General features: G+C 64.0%; 13 protein-coding genes and 1 pseudogene. 7 read left to right on the top strand and 7 right to left on the bottom strand.

Translation table 11 applies throughout. From position 1 onward, the window contains the following. Positions 1 to 25: 25 nt before the first annotated feature. Entirely contained in the window at positions 26 to 625 is a 600-nt protein-coding gene (gene pncA, locus CIT25_RS11125) for a bifunctional nicotinamidase/pyrazinamidase (RefSeq protein WP_095484571.1), read from the bottom strand. 303 nt (positions 626 to 928) lie between these two features. On the opposite strand from pncA, the gene CIT25_RS11120 reads away from it, so the two are divergent. The 6 genes from CIT25_RS11120 to CIT25_RS11095 are packed head-to-tail and all read left to right on the top strand — an operon-like array spanning position 929 to position 8,182. Next, a complete protein-coding gene (locus CIT25_RS11120) occupies positions 929 to 1,792 on the top strand; it encodes an FAD binding domain-containing protein (protein ID WP_095485080.1) in 864 nt (287 codons plus the stop codon). Continuing rightward, entirely contained in the window at positions 1,789 to 4,728 is a 2,940-nt protein-coding gene (locus tag CIT25_RS11115) for a molybdopterin-dependent oxidoreductase (protein ID WP_095484570.1), read from the top strand. The genes CIT25_RS11120 and CIT25_RS11115 overlap by 4 nt, the downstream gene beginning before the upstream one ends. Next, entirely contained in the window at positions 4,725 to 6,266 is a 1,542-nt protein-coding gene (locus CIT25_RS11110) for a 6-hydroxynicotinate reductase (protein ID WP_095484569.1), read from the top strand. The genes CIT25_RS11115 and CIT25_RS11110 overlap by 4 nt, the downstream gene beginning before the upstream one ends. Continuing rightward, positions 6,266 to 7,147 carry a UPF0280 family protein gene (locus CIT25_RS11105; RefSeq protein WP_095485079.1) on the top strand — a complete coding sequence of 294 codons (882 nt, stop codon included), beginning with the start codon at positions 6,266 to 6,268 and terminating at the stop codon, positions 7,145 to 7,147. Before CIT25_RS11110 ends, CIT25_RS11105 begins: the two co-directional genes overlap by 1 nt. Beyond that, on the top strand, positions 7,140 to 7,724 hold the full coding sequence (locus CIT25_RS11100; RefSeq protein WP_095484568.1) for an amino acid synthesis family protein: 585 nt from the start codon (positions 7,140 to 7,142) through the stop codon (positions 7,722 to 7,724). Before CIT25_RS11105 ends, CIT25_RS11100 begins: the two co-directional genes overlap by 8 nt. Further along, the gene (locus CIT25_RS11095; RefSeq protein WP_095484567.1) at positions 7,721 to 8,182 is read left to right on the top strand and encodes a MarR family winged helix-turn-helix transcriptional regulator; all 462 of its coding nucleotides are present in this window, start codon (positions 7,721 to 7,723) and stop codon (positions 8,180 to 8,182) included. Before CIT25_RS11100 ends, CIT25_RS11095 begins: the two co-directional genes overlap by 4 nt. Before the next feature lie 262 nt (positions 8,183 to 8,444). On the opposite strand, the gene CIT25_RS11085 is transcribed toward CIT25_RS11095, so the two are convergent. The 3 genes from CIT25_RS11085 to CIT25_RS11075 are packed head-to-tail and all read right to left on the bottom strand — an operon-like array spanning position 8,445 to position 12,312. Beyond that, a complete protein-coding gene (locus CIT25_RS11085; RefSeq protein ID WP_095484566.1) occupies positions 8,445 to 9,413 on the bottom strand; it encodes a substrate-binding domain-containing protein in 969 nt (322 codons plus the stop codon). Then, positions 9,410 to 10,726, bottom strand: coding sequence for an ABC transporter permease (locus CIT25_RS11080; protein ID WP_095484565.1), 1,317 nt, complete (start codon positions 10,724 to 10,726; stop codon positions 9,410 to 9,412). The genes CIT25_RS11085 and CIT25_RS11080 overlap by 4 nt, the downstream gene beginning before the upstream one ends. Then, a complete protein-coding gene (locus tag CIT25_RS11075; RefSeq protein WP_164759102.1) occupies positions 10,723 to 12,312 on the bottom strand; it encodes a sugar ABC transporter ATP-binding protein in 1,590 nt (529 codons plus the stop codon). Before CIT25_RS11075 ends, CIT25_RS11080 begins: the two co-directional genes overlap by 4 nt. Positions 12,313 to 12,529: 217 nt before the next feature. Between CIT25_RS11075 and CIT25_RS11070 the strand changes: the two genes are divergently transcribed. Continuing rightward, positions 12,530 to 13,561: a LacI family DNA-binding transcriptional regulator gene (locus tag CIT25_RS11070; protein ID WP_095485077.1), complete on the top strand. Its 1,032-nt coding sequence runs from the start codon at positions 12,530 to 12,532 to the stop codon at positions 13,559 to 13,561. A 64-nt stretch (positions 13,562 to 13,625) separates the two neighbouring features. Here the strand turns inward: CIT25_RS11070 and CIT25_RS11065 are convergent, their stop codons facing one another. From CIT25_RS11065 to CIT25_RS11055, 3 genes and pseudogenes are all read right to left on the bottom strand, one after another. Next, on the bottom strand, positions 13,626 to 14,627 hold the full coding sequence (locus tag CIT25_RS11065) for an LLM class flavin-dependent oxidoreductase (protein ID WP_095484564.1): 1,002 nt from the start codon (positions 14,625 to 14,627) through the stop codon (positions 13,626 to 13,628). A 164-nt stretch (positions 14,628 to 14,791) separates the two neighbouring features. After that, positions 14,792 to 14,983: pseudogene (locus tag CIT25_RS11060) on the bottom strand (LLM class flavin-dependent oxidoreductase); the annotation flags it as partial. A gap of 14 nt (positions 14,984 to 14,997) precedes the next feature. After that, on the bottom strand, positions 14,998 to 15,825 hold the full coding sequence (locus CIT25_RS11055) for an arylamine N-acetyltransferase family protein (protein ID WP_095485076.1): 828 nt from the start codon (positions 15,823 to 15,825) through the stop codon (positions 14,998 to 15,000). Between the last annotated feature and the right edge of the window lie 24 nt (positions 15,826 to 15,849).

The following is a 15,849-nucleotide window of genomic DNA, read 5'->3' as shown; positions in this document are numbered from 1 at the left end:
TTGTGTCGGATGCGATTGGTGATGTTCAAGCCAGCGTCACGCCGGCATCACGCATTCGGTTCAGCATCGTCTCGACGGACCTGTTGAGATTGATGCCGCGGCAGGCGTCGAGCCGCACTGTTGTGTGGAAGCCCTGCTTGACCGCATCGAGCGCCGAAAAGGCGACGCAGAAATCGGTCGCAAGACCAACCAGGGTCAGCGTGTCGATGCCGCGCTCCCTGAGATGGCCGGCAAGGCCGGTCGGCGTCGTATGGTCGTTCTCGAAGAAAGCCGAATAGCTGTCGATCGCCGGCCGGAAGCCCTTGCGGATGACCAGTTCGGCCTTGGTCCAGGCGAGGCCGGAGTGAAAGTCCGAGCCTAGGCTGCCCTGGATGCAATGGTCCGGCCAAAGCGTCTGCTGGCCGTAAGGCATCTCGATGGTCTCGAACGGCTGCTTGCCGGGATGACTGGAGGCAAAGCTCGAATGGCCGGCGGGATGCCAGTCCTGCGTCAGCACGACATGCTCGGTCCGCCGGATCAGGTCGTTGACCAGTGGCACGATCTCGTCGCCGCCGGCCACCGCCAGCGCGCCGCCCGGGCAGAAATCGTTCTGCAGGTCGATGATGACAAGCGCTTCGTCGGCCATGGGCCTCCCTCTTGTTTGTCCGGAGGCATGACCCGAACCGGAAGTCTGCCGAAACGTGGAATCCGGTGTTCGAAGCCAGGTTCCACCGAAAAATGCCGCTGACGCGACCGGATGCAGAAACTCGACCAGATGGCCGGCTGCGTCAACCTCCAACGGTATAACAAATGCGTGCCGCCGCGCCGATGCGGAGAGCGGCCCGAAACTCTGGCTTTGACAATTCCTGTCGGCTTGATATCATTTGCATACGAATGAATTTGACCGGCCCGAATGCCGGAAGGATCCCTATTTCTGGGAAGGCAAAGCGTGATCCGTTATGCGAAACCCACCACCGTCGACGAGGCGCTCGCTTTGCTTGGCGAGGCTTCGTGGCGCATCCTTGCCGGCGGCACCGATTTCTACCCGGCACAAGGGACCAAGCCTTTCCGCGAGAATGTCCTCGATATCAACGGTCTCGCAACGCTGCGCGGTATCGCCGAAACCGAGGACCATTGGGTCATCGGCGCGCGCACGACCTGGACCGATCTTGTCCGTCATCCGCTGCCGGCGGCGTTCGATGCGCTGAAGCAGGCGGCGCGGGAAGTCGGCTCCGTGCAGATCCAGAACGTCGCCTCCATCGCCGGCAATCTCTGCAATGCCTCTCCGGCCGCCGACGGCGTGCCGGCGTTGCTCATTCTCGACGCCGAGGTCGAGCTGCGCTCGGCAGCGATGGCCCGCCATCTGCCGCTGAAAAAATTCATCCTGGGAAACCGCCGCACGGAACTGCAGCCGGGCGAAATGGTCACCGCCATCCGCGTGCCGAAAAACGCCTCCGCCGGCACGTCGGCTTTCGTGAAACTCGGCGCCCGTCGCTATCTCGTCATTTCCATAGCCATGGCGGCCGCCCGTCTGACCGTTGAGGACGGCATCGTCGGCAACGCTGCCGTCGCCGTCGGCTCCTGTTCAGCGGTCACCAAACGTCTTGCAAGTGTCGAAGCAGCCTTGCGCGGCCTCCCGGTTGACCACGCCCTCGTCACTGCGATCCAGTCCGCGCCGATGGACGAGCTGTCGCCGATCGGCGACGTCCGCGGCAGCGCCGAATACCGGCTGGACGCCGTGCGCGAGATCGTCGCCCGCGCCGTGCTTGATGCCGCGGGTCACGCATCGAATGACAAGGCGGTGGCGGCATGAGCAAAGCTCAGCCTGGCATGAGCATGGAGCGGGCCGACATCGCCTTCGAGGTCAACGGCGCCGCCGTTTCTGTCTGCGTGCCGCCGGTTCGTCGTCTCTCTTCGGTGCTGCGCGACGAATTGCGCCTGACCGGCACCAAGATCGGCTGCGACGCCGGCGACTGCGGCGCCTGCACGGTGCTTGTCGACGGCGAACCCGTCTGCGCCTGCCTCATGTCAGTGGCTTCTGCCGCTGGCACCGTGGTGACCACGGTCGAAGGGCTCGCCAATGGCAGATTGTCGGCGCTGCAAGCTTCGTTCCTCGACCATGGCGCCGCGCAATGCGGCATCTGCACGCCCGGCCTGTTAATCGCGGCAACCGCGCTGCTGGACAGGGAGCCGAACCCGAGCGAAACCGAAGTCCAGGATGCGCTGGGCGGCGTCCTGTGCCGCTGCACCGGGTACCGGAAGATCGTTGCGGCGGTGATGGATGCTGGACGGTTCGCGAGCGAACTATCGACGGACGGCATTGCCCCTCATCCGCCTGCCGGCACCTTCTCCCCGTACAGTGACGGGGAGAAGGACGAAGCTCCAGCGCTGGCGTCCCCCTCTCCCCGTCTTTCACGGGGAGAGGGTAAGGGTGAGGGGCAGCACCAACTTCAGCGGCTCGATCTCGACCTTGACCGCAGAATGCCAATCTCAGGCCATGCTGTAGGCTCCTCTCCGATCAGGCTCGACGGCCTGCCGAAAGTCACCGGCGGCGAAAAATTCGGCGGGGATTCCTTCCCGGCCGATGCGCTGGCGGTGCTGGTGGTGCGCTCGCCGCATCATCACGCCCGCTTCGCCTTCGGCGATCTCGACGCCTGGGTGAAAACCCGTCCCGGCATCGTCGGCGTCTTCACCGCTGCCGACATTCCGGGAAAGAACAGCTTCGGCGTCATTGCGCCTTTTGCCGACCAGCCGGCGCTGGCCGAAGGCTTTTCGCGCTTTCGCGGCGAGGCAGTGGCGCTGGTTGCCGGCGAGCGCGAGGCCATCCTCGATCTCGATCTTTCGGATTTTCCTGTTCGTTGGACCGAGTTGCCATACCTTCTGCAGCCTTGCGAGGCGCAAGCCGGCGGCGCGCAACTGATCCACGAGAACCGGCCGGCAAACCTGCTCACCACTGGCTTCGTCGAGCGCGGTGACCCCGAAGCCGCGCTTTCCGGCGCGGCTTTCGTGGTTTCCGGCGCCATCGATACCTCCTATGTCGAGCACGCCTATATCGAGCCGGAAGCCGGCCATGCCTATATGGATGGCGGCACGCTCGTCGTCGTCGCCTGCACGCAGGCGCCCTACATGGATCGCGACGACGTGGCAAAAGTGCTTGGCCTTGCCGCTGACAAGGTGCGTATCGTGCCGACAGCCACCGGCGGCGGCTTCGGTTCCAAGCTCGACGTCTCGTTGCAGCCGCTGATCGGCTTGGTCGCGATGAAGACCGGGCGGCCGGCTGCACTCGCCTATACCCGCAACGAATCGATGATCTCGACCACCAAGCGTCATCCCGCCGAGATGAAGGCAACGATCGGCGCCGATGCCGATGGCCGCGTCACCGGCATGGTCTTCGCAGGCGATTTCAACACCGGCGCCTATGCGAGTTGGGGCCCGACCGTCGCCAACCGCGTGCCGGTGCACGCCTCCGGTCCCTATGCGACGCCGAATTACCGTGCCGAAGGCCGCGCCATCCACACAAATGGCCCGATCTCCGGCGCCTTCCGCGGTTTCGGCGTGCCGCAGGCGACGATCATGCAGGAAACACTCTATGACGAGCTGTCCGAAAAGCTTGGGCTGGACCGGCTCGATTTTCGCCTGAAAAACTGTCTTCGTAACGGCTCCGAAACGGTTACCGGACAGAGGCTGGAAGCAGGCGTTGGCATTGCCGAGTGCCTCGAAGCGTTGCGGCCGCATTGGACGCGCGCGCTTGCCGATGCCGAAAAATTCAACAGTGCCAATGACAGCAGGAAACGTGGCGTCGGCGTCGCCTCCTGCTGGTATGGCTGTGGCAACACCTCGCTGCCAAATCCATCGACCATCAGAGTCGGCATCTCCGCCACCGGCGACGTCGTCCTGCATCAGGGTGCCGTCGATATCGGGCAAGGCTCGAACACGGTCATTGCCCAGATCTGCGCCGACGCGGTTGGCTTGCCGCTCGAAAAATTCCGGCTGAAAAGCGCCGACACGGCGATCACGCCCGATGCCGGCAAGACGTCTGCTTCGCGCCAGACCTTCGTCACTGGCAAGGCCGCCGAAAAGGCCGGCGGCGCCTTGCGCGAGATCATGCTGCGCTTCGCCAATGTGTCGGAGAAGGCAGCGATCGCTCTGGATGGCACAAGCCTGGTCATCCGCGAGGGCGAAGCGACGCGGCATATCGATCTGTCCACGCTGAAGGCCGATGCTGACGGCTTCGTCTTCCGTGCCGAGGAAAGCTACGACCCGCCGACGCTGCCGCTCGACGCCAAGGGCCAGGGCAAGCCCTATGCCGTCTACGGCTATGGCGCACAGATCGCCGAACTCGAGGTCGACCTCAAGCTCGGCACGGTGAAGCTGATCAAGATCACCGCCGCGCATGATGTCGGCAAGGCGATCAATCCGCTGCTCGCCGAAGGCCAGATCGAGGGCGGCATCGCGCAAGGCATCGGCATGGCGCTGATGGAGGAGTACATTCCCGGTCGCACCGAGAATCTGCACGACTATCTCATCCCGACCATCGGCGACGTGCCGCCGATCGAGACCATCCTGATCGAAGTTCCGGATCCGGAAGGACCCTTTGGCGCCAAGGGCTTGGGCGAGCATGTGCTGATCCCGACGGCGCCCGCGATCCTCAATGCCATCCGCCATGCCACCGGCGTCCTGGTCACCAAAATTCCGGCGACGCCGAGTCGCATCCGCGCTGCGATCCGCGACAAGGAGGCGGGCCGATGAGCGAGCTAGCCGAACGCTTCGAAACCCACGATCCCGGCGAGAAGCAAGTGGCGGAAAAGATCCGCTGCGATGCCTGCCCGGTCATGTGCTATATATCAGACGGCCGCACCGGCGCTTGTGATCGCTACGGCAATGTCGGCGGCAGGATCGTGCGGATGGATCCGCTGACCATCCTCGACCATGCGGCCGAGACCGGCGCTGTGGTTGTGCCTTTTGTCGCCGAGGGCGAAGAATGGGACGGCGAACTGGTCAACACCGGCCGCCGTTTCGTCACCGCGATCGGCGCCGGCACCACCTATCCCGACTACAAGCCTGCGCCTTTCATCGTCAGCCAGGAGGTCGAAGGCGTCGATCTCGTCACCGTCGTCACCGAGGGCATCTTCTCCTACTGCGGCGTCAAGGTGAAGATCGACACCGACCGCCACCTTGGTCCCGAGACTGCCACGGTCCGCGCGGCGGGTGAGGCAATCGGCCATGTCACGACAGGCGAATATGGCTCGCAGATGCTGTCGCTGGGCGGCGTGCATCATCTGACCGGCGGCTCCAAGGCCGAGGGTCGCGCCACCTGCGATGCGCTGCTTAATCTATGCAACCGCAAGCCGGTCGAGCTCACCATCGACGGCGGTGCCACGGTCATCGTCGAAGCCGGCAAGCCCCCGGTCATCGACGGCCAGCTCGAACATCGCATGCGGGTCGGCTGCGGCTCGGCCACCATCGGCATGTTCGCCACCCAGTGGCGCGACCTGGTCGACGAGGTGGTGGTGGTCGACGACCACATCACCGGCGTCGTGTCCGAGCATCAGGCAGGCAAGGTGCTCGGCTGGCAGGACACCGGAATCAAGATCATCGGCCGCCGTTCGACGCCGGGCCGCTATTTCAAGGTGTCCGAGCCCGGCCTCGGCTGGGGCGGCACCAGCATTTCCGACCCGCTGTCGATCCTCGGCGAATGGAACGCTAAGAAGGGCGCCCGCCCCGGCCTGTCGCTGCTGATGGTCTCGACCACCGGCGAGCAGTTCGCCTATTACGAGCTCGATGATGAATTGAAGCCGGTACAAAAGCCCTTCCCGGAGCGGCTGCAGAAATCCGTCGGCCTGATCGAGGACAATTGCGAGCCGGCGCTGTGCACCGTGCTGTTCGTCGGCGGTGCCGGCGGCTCGCTGCGCGCCGGTGTCACCGAGAACCCGGTCAATCTGACCCGCTCGGTGCAGGGCCTGACGACTTATGTCACCGTTGGCGGCGCGCCGGTCTATGTTTGGCCGGGCGGCGGCATCACGCTGATGGTCGATGTCACCCGGGTGCCGGAAGGTGCCTTCGGCTATGTGCCGACGCCGGCGCTGGTGGCGCCGATCGAGTTCACCCTGCGCCGCGACGACTATGTCAGGCTCGGTGGCTACGAAGCCGAGATCCGCAGCGTTGATGACATTCTCGCCAAAGGCGGCGAGTATCTCAACCCGCGCCGCGGCACAGGTGCGCCGGCCAGCAATCCATGGCCGCCACTGGCGCAGTTGCGGCGTGCCGCGAGCAACGGGTCCGGGTGATGAACGGCCCGCAGGCACATTGGCTTGAGGACGGCAGGCGGCTGCATCTCAATCATGGCCCGATCGACCTGATCATCGAGGCTTTTGGCGATGCGGACGAATGCCGCGCCGCCTACAGCCAGGCGGTGGCGCGGTTCCAGACAATCCTGCAGGAGATCGTCGACGACCTCCCAGAACTGCGCCGTCCGGCTTCGTCGCGGCCACGTGCTTTCGCTGGGCCGACGGCGCGGCGCATGGAAGCGGCGGTTGTTCCGCTAGCGAAACAATTCATCACGCCGATGGCTGCAGTCGCCGGTTCGGTAGCCGACGAAATGCTTGGCGCGTTGCTGGCCGGGCGCCGGCTCGATCGCGCCTATGTCAACAATGGCGGTGACAGCGCGATCCATCTCGGCAACGGCCGGTCCATGACCCTCGCCATTGCCGGGACAGGTCATGGACTGGCGGACCGTATCACGATCCGCGCCGAAGACGGGATCCGCGGCGTCGCGACGAGCGGCTGGCGCGGCCGTTCCTTTTCGCTGGGCATCGCCGACGCAGTCACCGTGCTGGCGCGGACGGGTGCTGAAGCCGATGCCGCCGCGACCTTGATCGCCAATGCCGTCGATCTGCCCGGTCATCCCGCCATCGAGCGCGTGCCGGCGCGCGATCTGGCGCCCGACAGTGACCTTGGCGATCGTCTGGTCACCCAGGGCGTCGGCGTGCTTTCATCAGGCGAAATAGCCGCTGCGCTGGACAGCGGGCTTGCTGTCGTCGAAGATTTTCGGCGACACGGCCTGATTGCCGCCTCAGCGCTTTTCCTTGCCGGTCAGGCACGGATCGCCGGTCCCATGGCGCTCGCTGCGCCCAATGAGAAATCAAGGAAGGAAATTGCCCATGCCTGAGTTTGCGATCCGCAAGGTTGCGGTGCTGACCGAAGAGATCTTTCACGAGGGCGGACCGGTGGCGAAGGTGCCGCGCCGCCGCGCCGCTGCGATGGCTGTGGTGAAGAACCCGTTCGCGGGCCGCTACGTGGAAGACCTGCAGAGCGCGATGGACGATCTGAAGCCGCTCGGCCTGCTGCTCGCCGACAAGCTCATCGCCGCATTGGGCGGCGACGTAAAGCAGATCGACGGCTATGGCAAAGGCGCCATCGTCGGTATCGCCGGCGAGCTCGAGCATGGCGCGCTGTGGCATGTGCCGGGTGGCTACGCCATGCGCGAGCGGCTCGGCGACGCCAAGGCGATCGTGCCATCGGCAAAGAAGGTCGGCGCCTTCGGTTCAAAGCTCGACGTGCCGCTCGGCCATATCAACGCCGCCTATGTGCGCAGCCATTTCGATGCCATGGAGGTCGGCATCAGCGACGGGCCTCGTCCCGACGAGATCCTGTTCTGCCTCGCCATGACCTGCGGCCCGCGCGTGCATGATCGCATGGGCGGCCTCGCGGCCAAGGACATCAAGGCATGGGACGGACTGCGGTGAGCGCCGAAGACATCAAGCTCAAGCTGGTCGAGGCGGAGGAGCCTGACGAAAACGATTACCGCCTGCAGGAGCAGGTCGGCTTCATCCTGCGCAAGGCGCACCAGCGCCATGTCTCGATCTTCGCGGCACATATCGCCGACCTGACACCGCCGCAATTTGCCGCCCTGGCCAAATTGCACGACGTCGGCGAGACCTCTCAGAACCAGCTTGGCAGCCTGATCGCCATGGATGCGGCGACGGTGAAAGGTGTCATCGACCGGCTCAAGGCGCGCGGCCTGGTCGAGCTTTCCAAGCATGAGGTCGACAAAAGGCGCCTGCTGGTCAATCTGACCGCTGAGGGCCGGGATGCCATCGAGCGGCTGATCCCGATCGCCCGCGATATCACGCAGGAAACGCTGGCGCCGCTTTCCGCCAAGGAGGCCGCCATTTTCATGAGGCTTTTGGCCAAGCTGGCCTGAGCGGTGCCCTCGCTGGCTCCCAGAGGCTGAGCGAACTTGGTCGGTCTACGCCGCCCCTCATTGTCCTGCCGGACATTTCTCCCCGTATAGTGACGGGGAGAAAGACGCCGTCATCGACGGTTTCGCCAATCAACAGCGTTGCAAAAAGGGTGCCGGGCGCCGCGGCCAGTTCCTTCTCCCCGTCGCTATACGGGAGAAGGTGCCGGCAGGCGGTTGAGGGGCAGAGCTATGCTATGTCCCTCAGGTCACTGTCTCCGGTGCCTCAGAGGCCGTTGTCCTTCAGGACCTGGGCGGCATTTTCCTTGGTGATCTTCTCCGTCGGCAAGGTGATGGTCTTTTCGACCTTTTCGCCGTTCAGGAACTTGATCGCCTGCCGCAGTCCCTCGGCGCCGGGCGTCACATAGGTGAAGGTCGCCGTCAGCTCGCCATTGTTGACCAGCGTCACGCCTTCATTGGGCAGGCCGTCGATGCCGATGAACTTGATGTCCTTCTCGCGTCCGGCATCCTTGGCGGCAAGATAGGCGCCGTACGCCATCGGGTCGTTGTGACCGTAGACGAGGTCGATCTTCTCGTTGTTGCGCAGCGCCGTGGCCATGATGTTGTAGGCCTGATCCTGTTTCCAGTCGCCCGACTGCTGGTCGAGTAGGTACTTGATGCCCGGCTCCTTGTCGGTGAATTCATGGAAGCCGTCATGGCGGTCATGTGCTGGCTGGGTGCCCATGCCGCCCCAGATCTCGACGACATTGCCTGATGCCTTGCCCTTGCCGCCGAGCAGCTCGACGGCGTACTCACCGGCAGCCCGGCCGATCAGCTTGTTGTCGCCGCCGACGAACTGCGTGTAGTCCTTGGTTTCGACATTGCGGTCGAGCACGAAGACCGGGATCTTGGCATCGATCGCCTGCTGCACGACGCCGGTCAAGCCGGCGGATTCCTTCGGTGACACCAGCAGCGCGTCGACTTCCTGACGGATCAGGTTCTCGACATCGGCGACCTGCTTTTCGGTTTTGTCCTCGCCGTCGGTGACGATCAGCTCGACTTCCGGATGTTTGGCGGCCTCGGCCAGGATGTCCTTGTTGAACTGGGCGCGCCACGGCTCGATGGTCGTCACCTGCGAGAAGCCGATCTTCCACTTCTTGTCCTGCGCGTAGGCGTTGCCGCTGGTCAAAAGGGCGGTCGTGGTCAGCAGTGCCGCGGTGACGGCGGCAAGCTTCAACATGTCACGTCGTTTCATTTCTTGTTTCCTCCAAGATTTAGAGACGGGGTCTCTTTTGACGGCCGCTTTGCTGCGGTCGTTTCCTTGTGCGCCGCTTTTCCACCAGGCAGGCGCAGATAGAAGAGAAGATCAAAGGCATTGCGCTCCTGCACGAGCACGGTGCCGATGATGATCATCCCCTTCAGCACGAGTTGAAGGTTCGAATTGATGTTGTGCAATTGCAGGATGTTCGAGAGCAGTCCGAAGATCAGCACGCCACAGAATGTGCCGATGAGGCTGCCGCGTCCGCCCATCAGGCTGGTGCCGCCGATGACCACTGCGGCGATGGCATCGAGCTCAAGTCCGGCACCGGCATCCGGCTTGCCTTGCCTGTATTGCGCAACGTAAAGCACTGCCGCCACGCCGGCCAGCAGCCCTGATACCGCGTAGGTGGCGATCTTGACGCGGCCGGCGGCGATGCCGGACAGCCGCGCCGCCTCTTCATTGCCGCCGATGGCATAGACATAGCGGCCGAACGGCGTGAAGCGCAGCACGGCACCGTAGATCAGGATCGCTCCGAGGAAGAACAGGCCCGGCATCGGGATCACGCCGAAGACCAGCGAGCGCAGGATTTCGAAATCCGCGGTGGCGTTCGAGCCGGTGTAGACCGGCAGCACCGCATTGTTCTGCCCGGCAGTCAGCCGGGCGATGCCGAGCGCCGTCACCATCATCGCCAGCGTGACGATGAAAGGCTGCAGCCGCCCGGCAACGATGATGAAGCCGTTGAGCGCGCCGAACAGCAGCCCGACGCAAGGCGCCACCAGCAACACGCCGAGCACGCCGAATTTTGAGCCTGCCTGCGGCAGCAGGAACCACAGCACGAGACTGCAGAGGACCACCCCGACAATGCCGGGCGTGACCAGCCCACGAACGCTATCCAGCCTGATGTCGTGCGTGGCTTGCGAGCCGGCGCGGGATTTTTCGATGTTCAGGAAGATGAAACGGGTGACCAGGATGCCGAGGCAAAGGGCGATCACGGCAACTGTCGGCACCCCCAGCACCACCGCCGGCGTGACACCCGGAACCGTCAGCAGCATGGCGCAGACCACGGTGCAGATCGCCATCAGCGAGCCGACGGAAAGATCGATGCCGCCGGTGATGATCACCGCTGTCATGCCGGTGGCGATCAGGCCGGTGATCGACACCTGGCGCAGCACATCGAGCAGATTGCCGTAGGACAGGAAGATGTTGTTGCCCTTGGAGCTGATCGGCGAGCCCAGCACGCCGATCAGGAAGATGGCGATCAGGCCCCAATAGAGCTTCGTCCGGGACAGGATGTTCAAGATGCTCATGCGGCAGGCCTCGTCATGGTCCGGCGCGGCGCCGCAAGCCGCATGATGGCCTCCTCGCTGGCTTGCGCGCGCGAGAGGATCCCCGTCTGGCGACCATCGGCCATGACCAGGATGCGGTCGGAAAGATGCAGCAGCTCCGGCAATTCCGAGCTGATGACGGCGATGGCGAGCCCGTCTCGCGCCAGCTTGAAGATGAGATCGTAGATCTCGCGCTTGGCGCCGACATCGATGCCGCGTGTCGGCTCGTCCAGCAACAGCACCCGCGGCCGCGTCGCCAGCCACTTGCCGATGACGACCTTCTGCTGGTTGCCGCCGGACAGCGTGCCGGCCGGCTGCTCGATGGTCCCGCAGCGAATGCCGAGCGCCTTGACGGCGTGCCGCGCTAGGCCTTGCTCGCCGGCTAGAGAGCGAAGGCCGAACCGCGCCAGCGCGCCGACCAGCGGCAGCGCGACATTGTCGGTGATCGACGCCTGAAGATGCAGGCCTTGCGTCTTGCGGTCCTCTGTCACCAGGGCGATGCCGAGCCGGCGGGCGTCGCGCGGCGAACGGATTTCCACCGGCATGCCGTCGAGCCGGATTTCGCCGCCGGCGCGTCCGCCGCTGGAACCGAAGATGGTCTCCAGGATTTCGGTGCGTCCCGAGCCCAGCAGCCCGCCTATCCCCAGAATTTCGCCTTCGGCAAGATCGAAGCCGACGCCGTCAAGCGCGGTCCGCCAGCCGTGGCGGTCGGGTTTCGACAGTGACAAGCCACTTACGGCGAGGACGACCTTGCCGCTGGGGCCGCGCTCCTCCTGGGAAGAGGCAAGCAGGCTTCGCCCGACCATCGCCGAAATGATGGTGTCTTCGTCGAGCCTTGCCATCGCCTCGGTCAGCACGTGGCGTCCATCGCGAAACACGGTGACCCGGCTGGCCAGATGCATGACCTCGTCGATGCGGTGCGAGATGTAGACGATCGCCACGCCGCTGTCGGCGAGCTGGCGGATGATCCGGAACAGCCTTTGGCATTCGGCCGGCGAAAGCGCTGATGTCGGCTCGTCCATGATCAGGATGCGCGCCGACATCGACAGCGCCTTGGCGATCTCGACCAGCTGCTGCTCGCCGACGCGCAAGCTGCCGACCCGCGCCTCCGGGTTGAGCTCGATGCCGAGCCTCTGCAGCAGCGCGCCGGCGGCGTGGCTGCTTGCCTTGCGGTCGACGATAAGTCCGGCGATCAGCTTTTCGCGCCCTAGGAAAATGTTGTCGGCAACGCTGAGCTCGGGGACGAGATTGAGTTCCTGGTGGATGATGGCGATGCCGGCGTGCTCGGCGTCGCGGACGCCGGCGAAACGGACCGGATGGGCATCGATATTCACCGTTCCGTCGTAATCCGTGTAGACGCCGGAAAGGATTTTCATCAGCGTCGACTTGCCGGCGCCGTTTTCCCCCATCAGCGCATGGACTTCGCCGCACCGCAGGTCGAAGCCGACATCGACAAGGGCGGCGATGCCACCAAACGTCTTGGAGATGTGCTCGGCGCTCAAAACCACGGCCGAGCGGCCGGCCGCAGCCGCATCATCTCCGGACGTGATGGAATTGCCATGCTCCATGACAGAACGGCCTCCCTTCCGCCGTCGTCGAACGTCTCAAACGCTAATCTAAACGTTTCGATCGTGTCAAGCTGATATCTGGTGAGGCCGGTGAACGAATTTCAATTCTTGCGCGGAACCGCAAGATTCCGTAGATATTGCAGCCAGAAGGCGGTGAAACGTTTCGAAAATGATGGCGTCAGGGCGAAAAAAGCAGCGGAAGTCCACGGCCCCGACCATGCTGCACGTGGCTCAAGTGGCGCGTGTTTCGGTCGCCACCGTCTCAGCGCTGATCAATGGCACCGCGACTGTCAGTCCCGAACTCAGCCAGCGCATCGAACAGGCGATCCGCGACATCGGCTATAAGCGCAACGCGATCGCCCGCAGCCTGAAAATGGGGACGACCCGCACCATCGGGCTTACCGTTCCCCATATTACCAATCCGTTCTTCACCGATGTCGTGTCGGTCATCCAGCAGGCATTCGACCGCGCCGGCTACGCGGTCATGCTGTGCTGCACGGACGAGGATCTCAACACGCAGGACGACCAGATCAGGCTGCTGCTCGACCGGATGGTCGACGGGCTGATCGTCGCGCGCGTCGGCGACGGCGCGATCCTGAAGAGAATTGTCGATGACGCCAACGTGCCGGTGGTGCTGCTCGACCGTGTCTGCGAAGGCGTCGATACCGACACCGTCGTCCTCGACAACCAGCGCGCGGTGTTCGACGCCATCACCTATCTGATCGATCTCGGCCACCGGCGGATCGGCTACATCTCAGGATCGTTCGACATCTCGCCCATGCATGACCGCATGACGGGATATCGCGAGGCCCTCCAGGCTGCCGGCCTGCCGGTCGAGAACGAGCTTATCCGCTTCGGCAATTTCCATGAAGTCGACGGCTACAACGCGACGATGCAGCTGCTTTCGCTGCACGACCGCCCGAGCGCGATCTTCTCGGCCAACAATCCGATGGTGATCGGCACCATGAAGGCGATCCGCGACATCGGGCTGTCCTGCCCGGAGGATATTTCGGTTGCCTGCTTCGACGATTTCCCATGGTCGGACGTGTTCCAGCCGCAACTGACCACGGTCGCCCAGCCGGTGCAGGCAATCGGCGAGCAGGCGGCCAATCTGCTGCTCGACCGGCTCGCCGGAAATAGGGACGCGCCGCCGCGCAAGCTGGCGCTCAAGGGACGCCTGATGATCCGCAATTCATGCCGGCCACTTGGGCCGCCCTTGGGCGCCATCGCACAAAGCGTCAGCGCCTGATGCATGTCGCCCAAAAGTGTGCAGCGGTTTTGGGATAACGACATGCATCAAATAAAAAAGACCGTCAGGCCGCTTGTGACAGCGATTTGTGGACTTCGGCCAGGATCTCGAAGGATCGCACCCGCGCTGCGTGGTCGAAAATCTGCGCGGTGACCATCAGCTCGTCGGCGCCGGTGCGGCGGACAAACGCTTCTATGCCTTGCCTGACCGTTTCCGGGGCGCCGACGACGGCGCAGGACAGCGCCTGGCCAAGCATTGTTTTGGCCATTGCGTCGAGGTCGCGCTCATATCCCTCGACCGGCGGCGGCAATCGGCCGGGCCGGCCGGTGCGCAGATTGACGAAGGCCTGCTGCAGCGAGGTGAACAACAGCCGCGCCTCGGTGTCGGAGGGTGCAGCGAACACATTGAGACCGAGCATCACATAGGGCTTGTCGAGCTGTTCCGACGGCTGGAAGCGCGAGCGGTAGACTTCCAGCGCGTGGTCGAGCTCGGCCGGTGCGAAATGCGACGCGAAGGCGTAGGGCAGGCCGAGCATGGCGGCGAGCTGCGCGCCATAGAGGCTTGAGCCCAGGATCCAGATCGGCACCTGCTCGCCCTCGCCGGGCACGGCGCGGATACGCTGACCGTCCTCGGCCGGCTGGAAATAGCCCATCAGCTCGACGACATCCTGCGGGAAACTATCGGCGCCAGCCTCGAGGTTGCGGCGTAGCGCGCGCGCCGTGCCCATGTCGGTGCCCGGCGCCCGGCCGAGGCCGAGGTCGATGCGCCCTGGATGCAATGCGTTAAGCGTGCCGAACTGCTCGGCGATGACCAGCGGCGAATGGTTTGGCAGCATGATGCCGCCGGCGCCGACGCGTATCGTCCTGGTGCCGCCGGCGACATGGGCAATGACGACGGAGGTGGCGGCGCTGGCGATGCCCGGCATGTTGTGATGCTCGGCCAGCCAGTAGCGCTTGTATCCCAGCCGCTCGGCATGGCGGGCGAGATCGAGCGAATTGGCGAGCGATTGCGAAGCGTTGCTGCCTTCGACGATCGGCGACAGGTCGAGAACGGAAAGAGCGGTCATGGCGGGGATCCTGTGGACGGGAGGGATGTAGGAAGCGACCGCCACGGCCGCAAATTCAAAAAATTGAACAGACGCCGCGCGTCCAGGCAGGTGCAAAGGACGCTCTGGCATTTTGAATTCGAGGTCCTCCCGGAACTTATCCCGGTTCCCGGATCATGCGCGCCGCCGACGCGTATCGTCCTGGTACCGGCGACATGAGCAATGACGACGGAGGTGGCGGCGCTGGCGATGCCCGGCATGTTGTGATGCTCGCCCAGCCAGTAGCGCTTGTATCCCAGCCGCTCAGCATGACGGGCAAGGTCGAGCGAATTGGCGAGTGATTGCGAAGCGTTGCTGCCTTCGATGATTGGCGACAGGCGGTCATGGCGACTTAAGCCTCCAGGATTTTCTTCTGTCGCGCCATGGCCTCGAAGGCTGCACGGTCGGGAATGGCGATTTCGAGCGGGCCTTCCAGCACGTCGGCGAGTTCGGCGGCTGTCGCTATCTCCATCTGCTCGGTACGGCCGCCGAGATGATGCGTCGACAGCCGGTTGTTGCGGAGCGCATAACGGCGGCCCGGCAAGGCTCGTGCGGCGATTACGGAGGAAAGGAAGTGCGAGGTTGGGTGGGTCGACAGGAAATGGTTGCTGACCGAATAGTCGACCTCATAGTTCTGCTGCATGTCGAAGCGGTAAACTGTCCGCCAGTCGCCGCCGACATTGGCCTGCAGCCGAAAATGATCGCCTGTCTCAACCATGCGGAATGTCTCATGTGGGGTCTTTTGCTCGAGACCCGGTCGAAGCAGGAGCGGCGCTGTCAGTGTCAGTCCGCCGAAGCCGACATCGGCAATGTAGGTTCGGCCGTCGAGTTCGACGCGCAGCAACATATGGCTCCGGGCGGTTATGGCATCATCGGGCTGGCCCCAAAGAACGCGTGCGGCAAGGCCGCTGACGGCGAAGCCAAGCGCCTTCAGCACATGCATGAAAATGAGATTGTGCTCGAAGCAATAGCCGCCGCGACCCCGAGCGACGATCTTTTCCTGCAGCGAGGCGAGATCGAGACGAACCGGGTGGCCTAGAAACGGATCGAGATTTTCGAACGGGATCGCCTGCGGGTGTAAGAGATGGAGCGACTCCAGCGTTTCCAGCGAAGCATCTCTCAAGCCGGTGTATCCGATGCGGGCGAAATAGGCGTCGATGTCGAAGGAGATATCGGTCATGGAAGGGAGCCAGGCTTTGACCAG

Source organism: Mesorhizobium mediterraneum (assembly GCF_002284565.1).
Classification (GTDB): domain Bacteria; phylum Pseudomonadota; class Alphaproteobacteria; order Rhizobiales; family Rhizobiaceae; genus Mesorhizobium; species Mesorhizobium mediterraneum.
Note: the sequence above shows the minus strand (reverse complement) of the source record. Positions and strands in the feature narration are given on the sequence as shown.

Excerpts from the sequence above, each read along its gene's own strand:
- pncA (WP_095484571.1), bottom strand. The coding sequence starts at position 625 with ATGGCCGACGAAGCGCTTGTCATCATCGACCTGCAGAACGATTTCTGC.
- CIT25_RS11115 (WP_095484570.1), top strand. The coding sequence starts at position 1,789 with ATGAGCAAAGCTCAGCCTGGCATGAGCATGGAGCGGGCCGACATCGCC.
- CIT25_RS11110 (WP_095484569.1), top strand. The coding sequence starts at position 4,725 with ATGAGCGAGCTAGCCGAACGCTTCGAAACCCACGATCCCGGCGAGAAG.
- CIT25_RS11105 (WP_095485079.1), top strand. The coding sequence starts at position 6,266 with ATGAACGGCCCGCAGGCACATTGGCTTGAGGACGGCAGGCGGCTGCAT.
- CIT25_RS11100 (WP_095484568.1), top strand. The coding sequence starts at position 7,140 with ATGCCTGAGTTTGCGATCCGCAAGGTTGCGGTGCTGACCGAAGAGATC.
- CIT25_RS11085 (WP_095484566.1), bottom strand. The coding sequence starts at position 9,413 with ATGAAACGACGTGACATGTTGAAGCTTGCCGCCGTCACCGCGGCACTG.
- CIT25_RS11080 (WP_095484565.1), bottom strand. The coding sequence starts at position 10,726 with ATGAGCATCTTGAACATCCTGTCCCGGACGAAGCTCTATTGGGGCCTG.
- CIT25_RS11075 (WP_164759102.1), bottom strand. The coding sequence starts at position 12,312 with ATGGAGCATGGCAATTCCATCACGTCCGGAGATGATGCGGCTGCGGCC.
- CIT25_RS11070 (WP_095485077.1), top strand. The coding sequence starts at position 12,530 with ATGCTGCACGTGGCTCAAGTGGCGCGTGTTTCGGTCGCCACCGTCTCA.
- CIT25_RS11065 (WP_095484564.1), bottom strand. The coding sequence starts at position 14,627 with ATGACCGCTCTTTCCGTTCTCGACCTGTCGCCGATCGTCGAAGGCAGC.
- CIT25_RS11055 (WP_095485076.1), bottom strand. The coding sequence starts at position 15,825 with ATGACCGATATCTCCTTCGACATCGACGCCTATTTCGCCCGCATCGGA.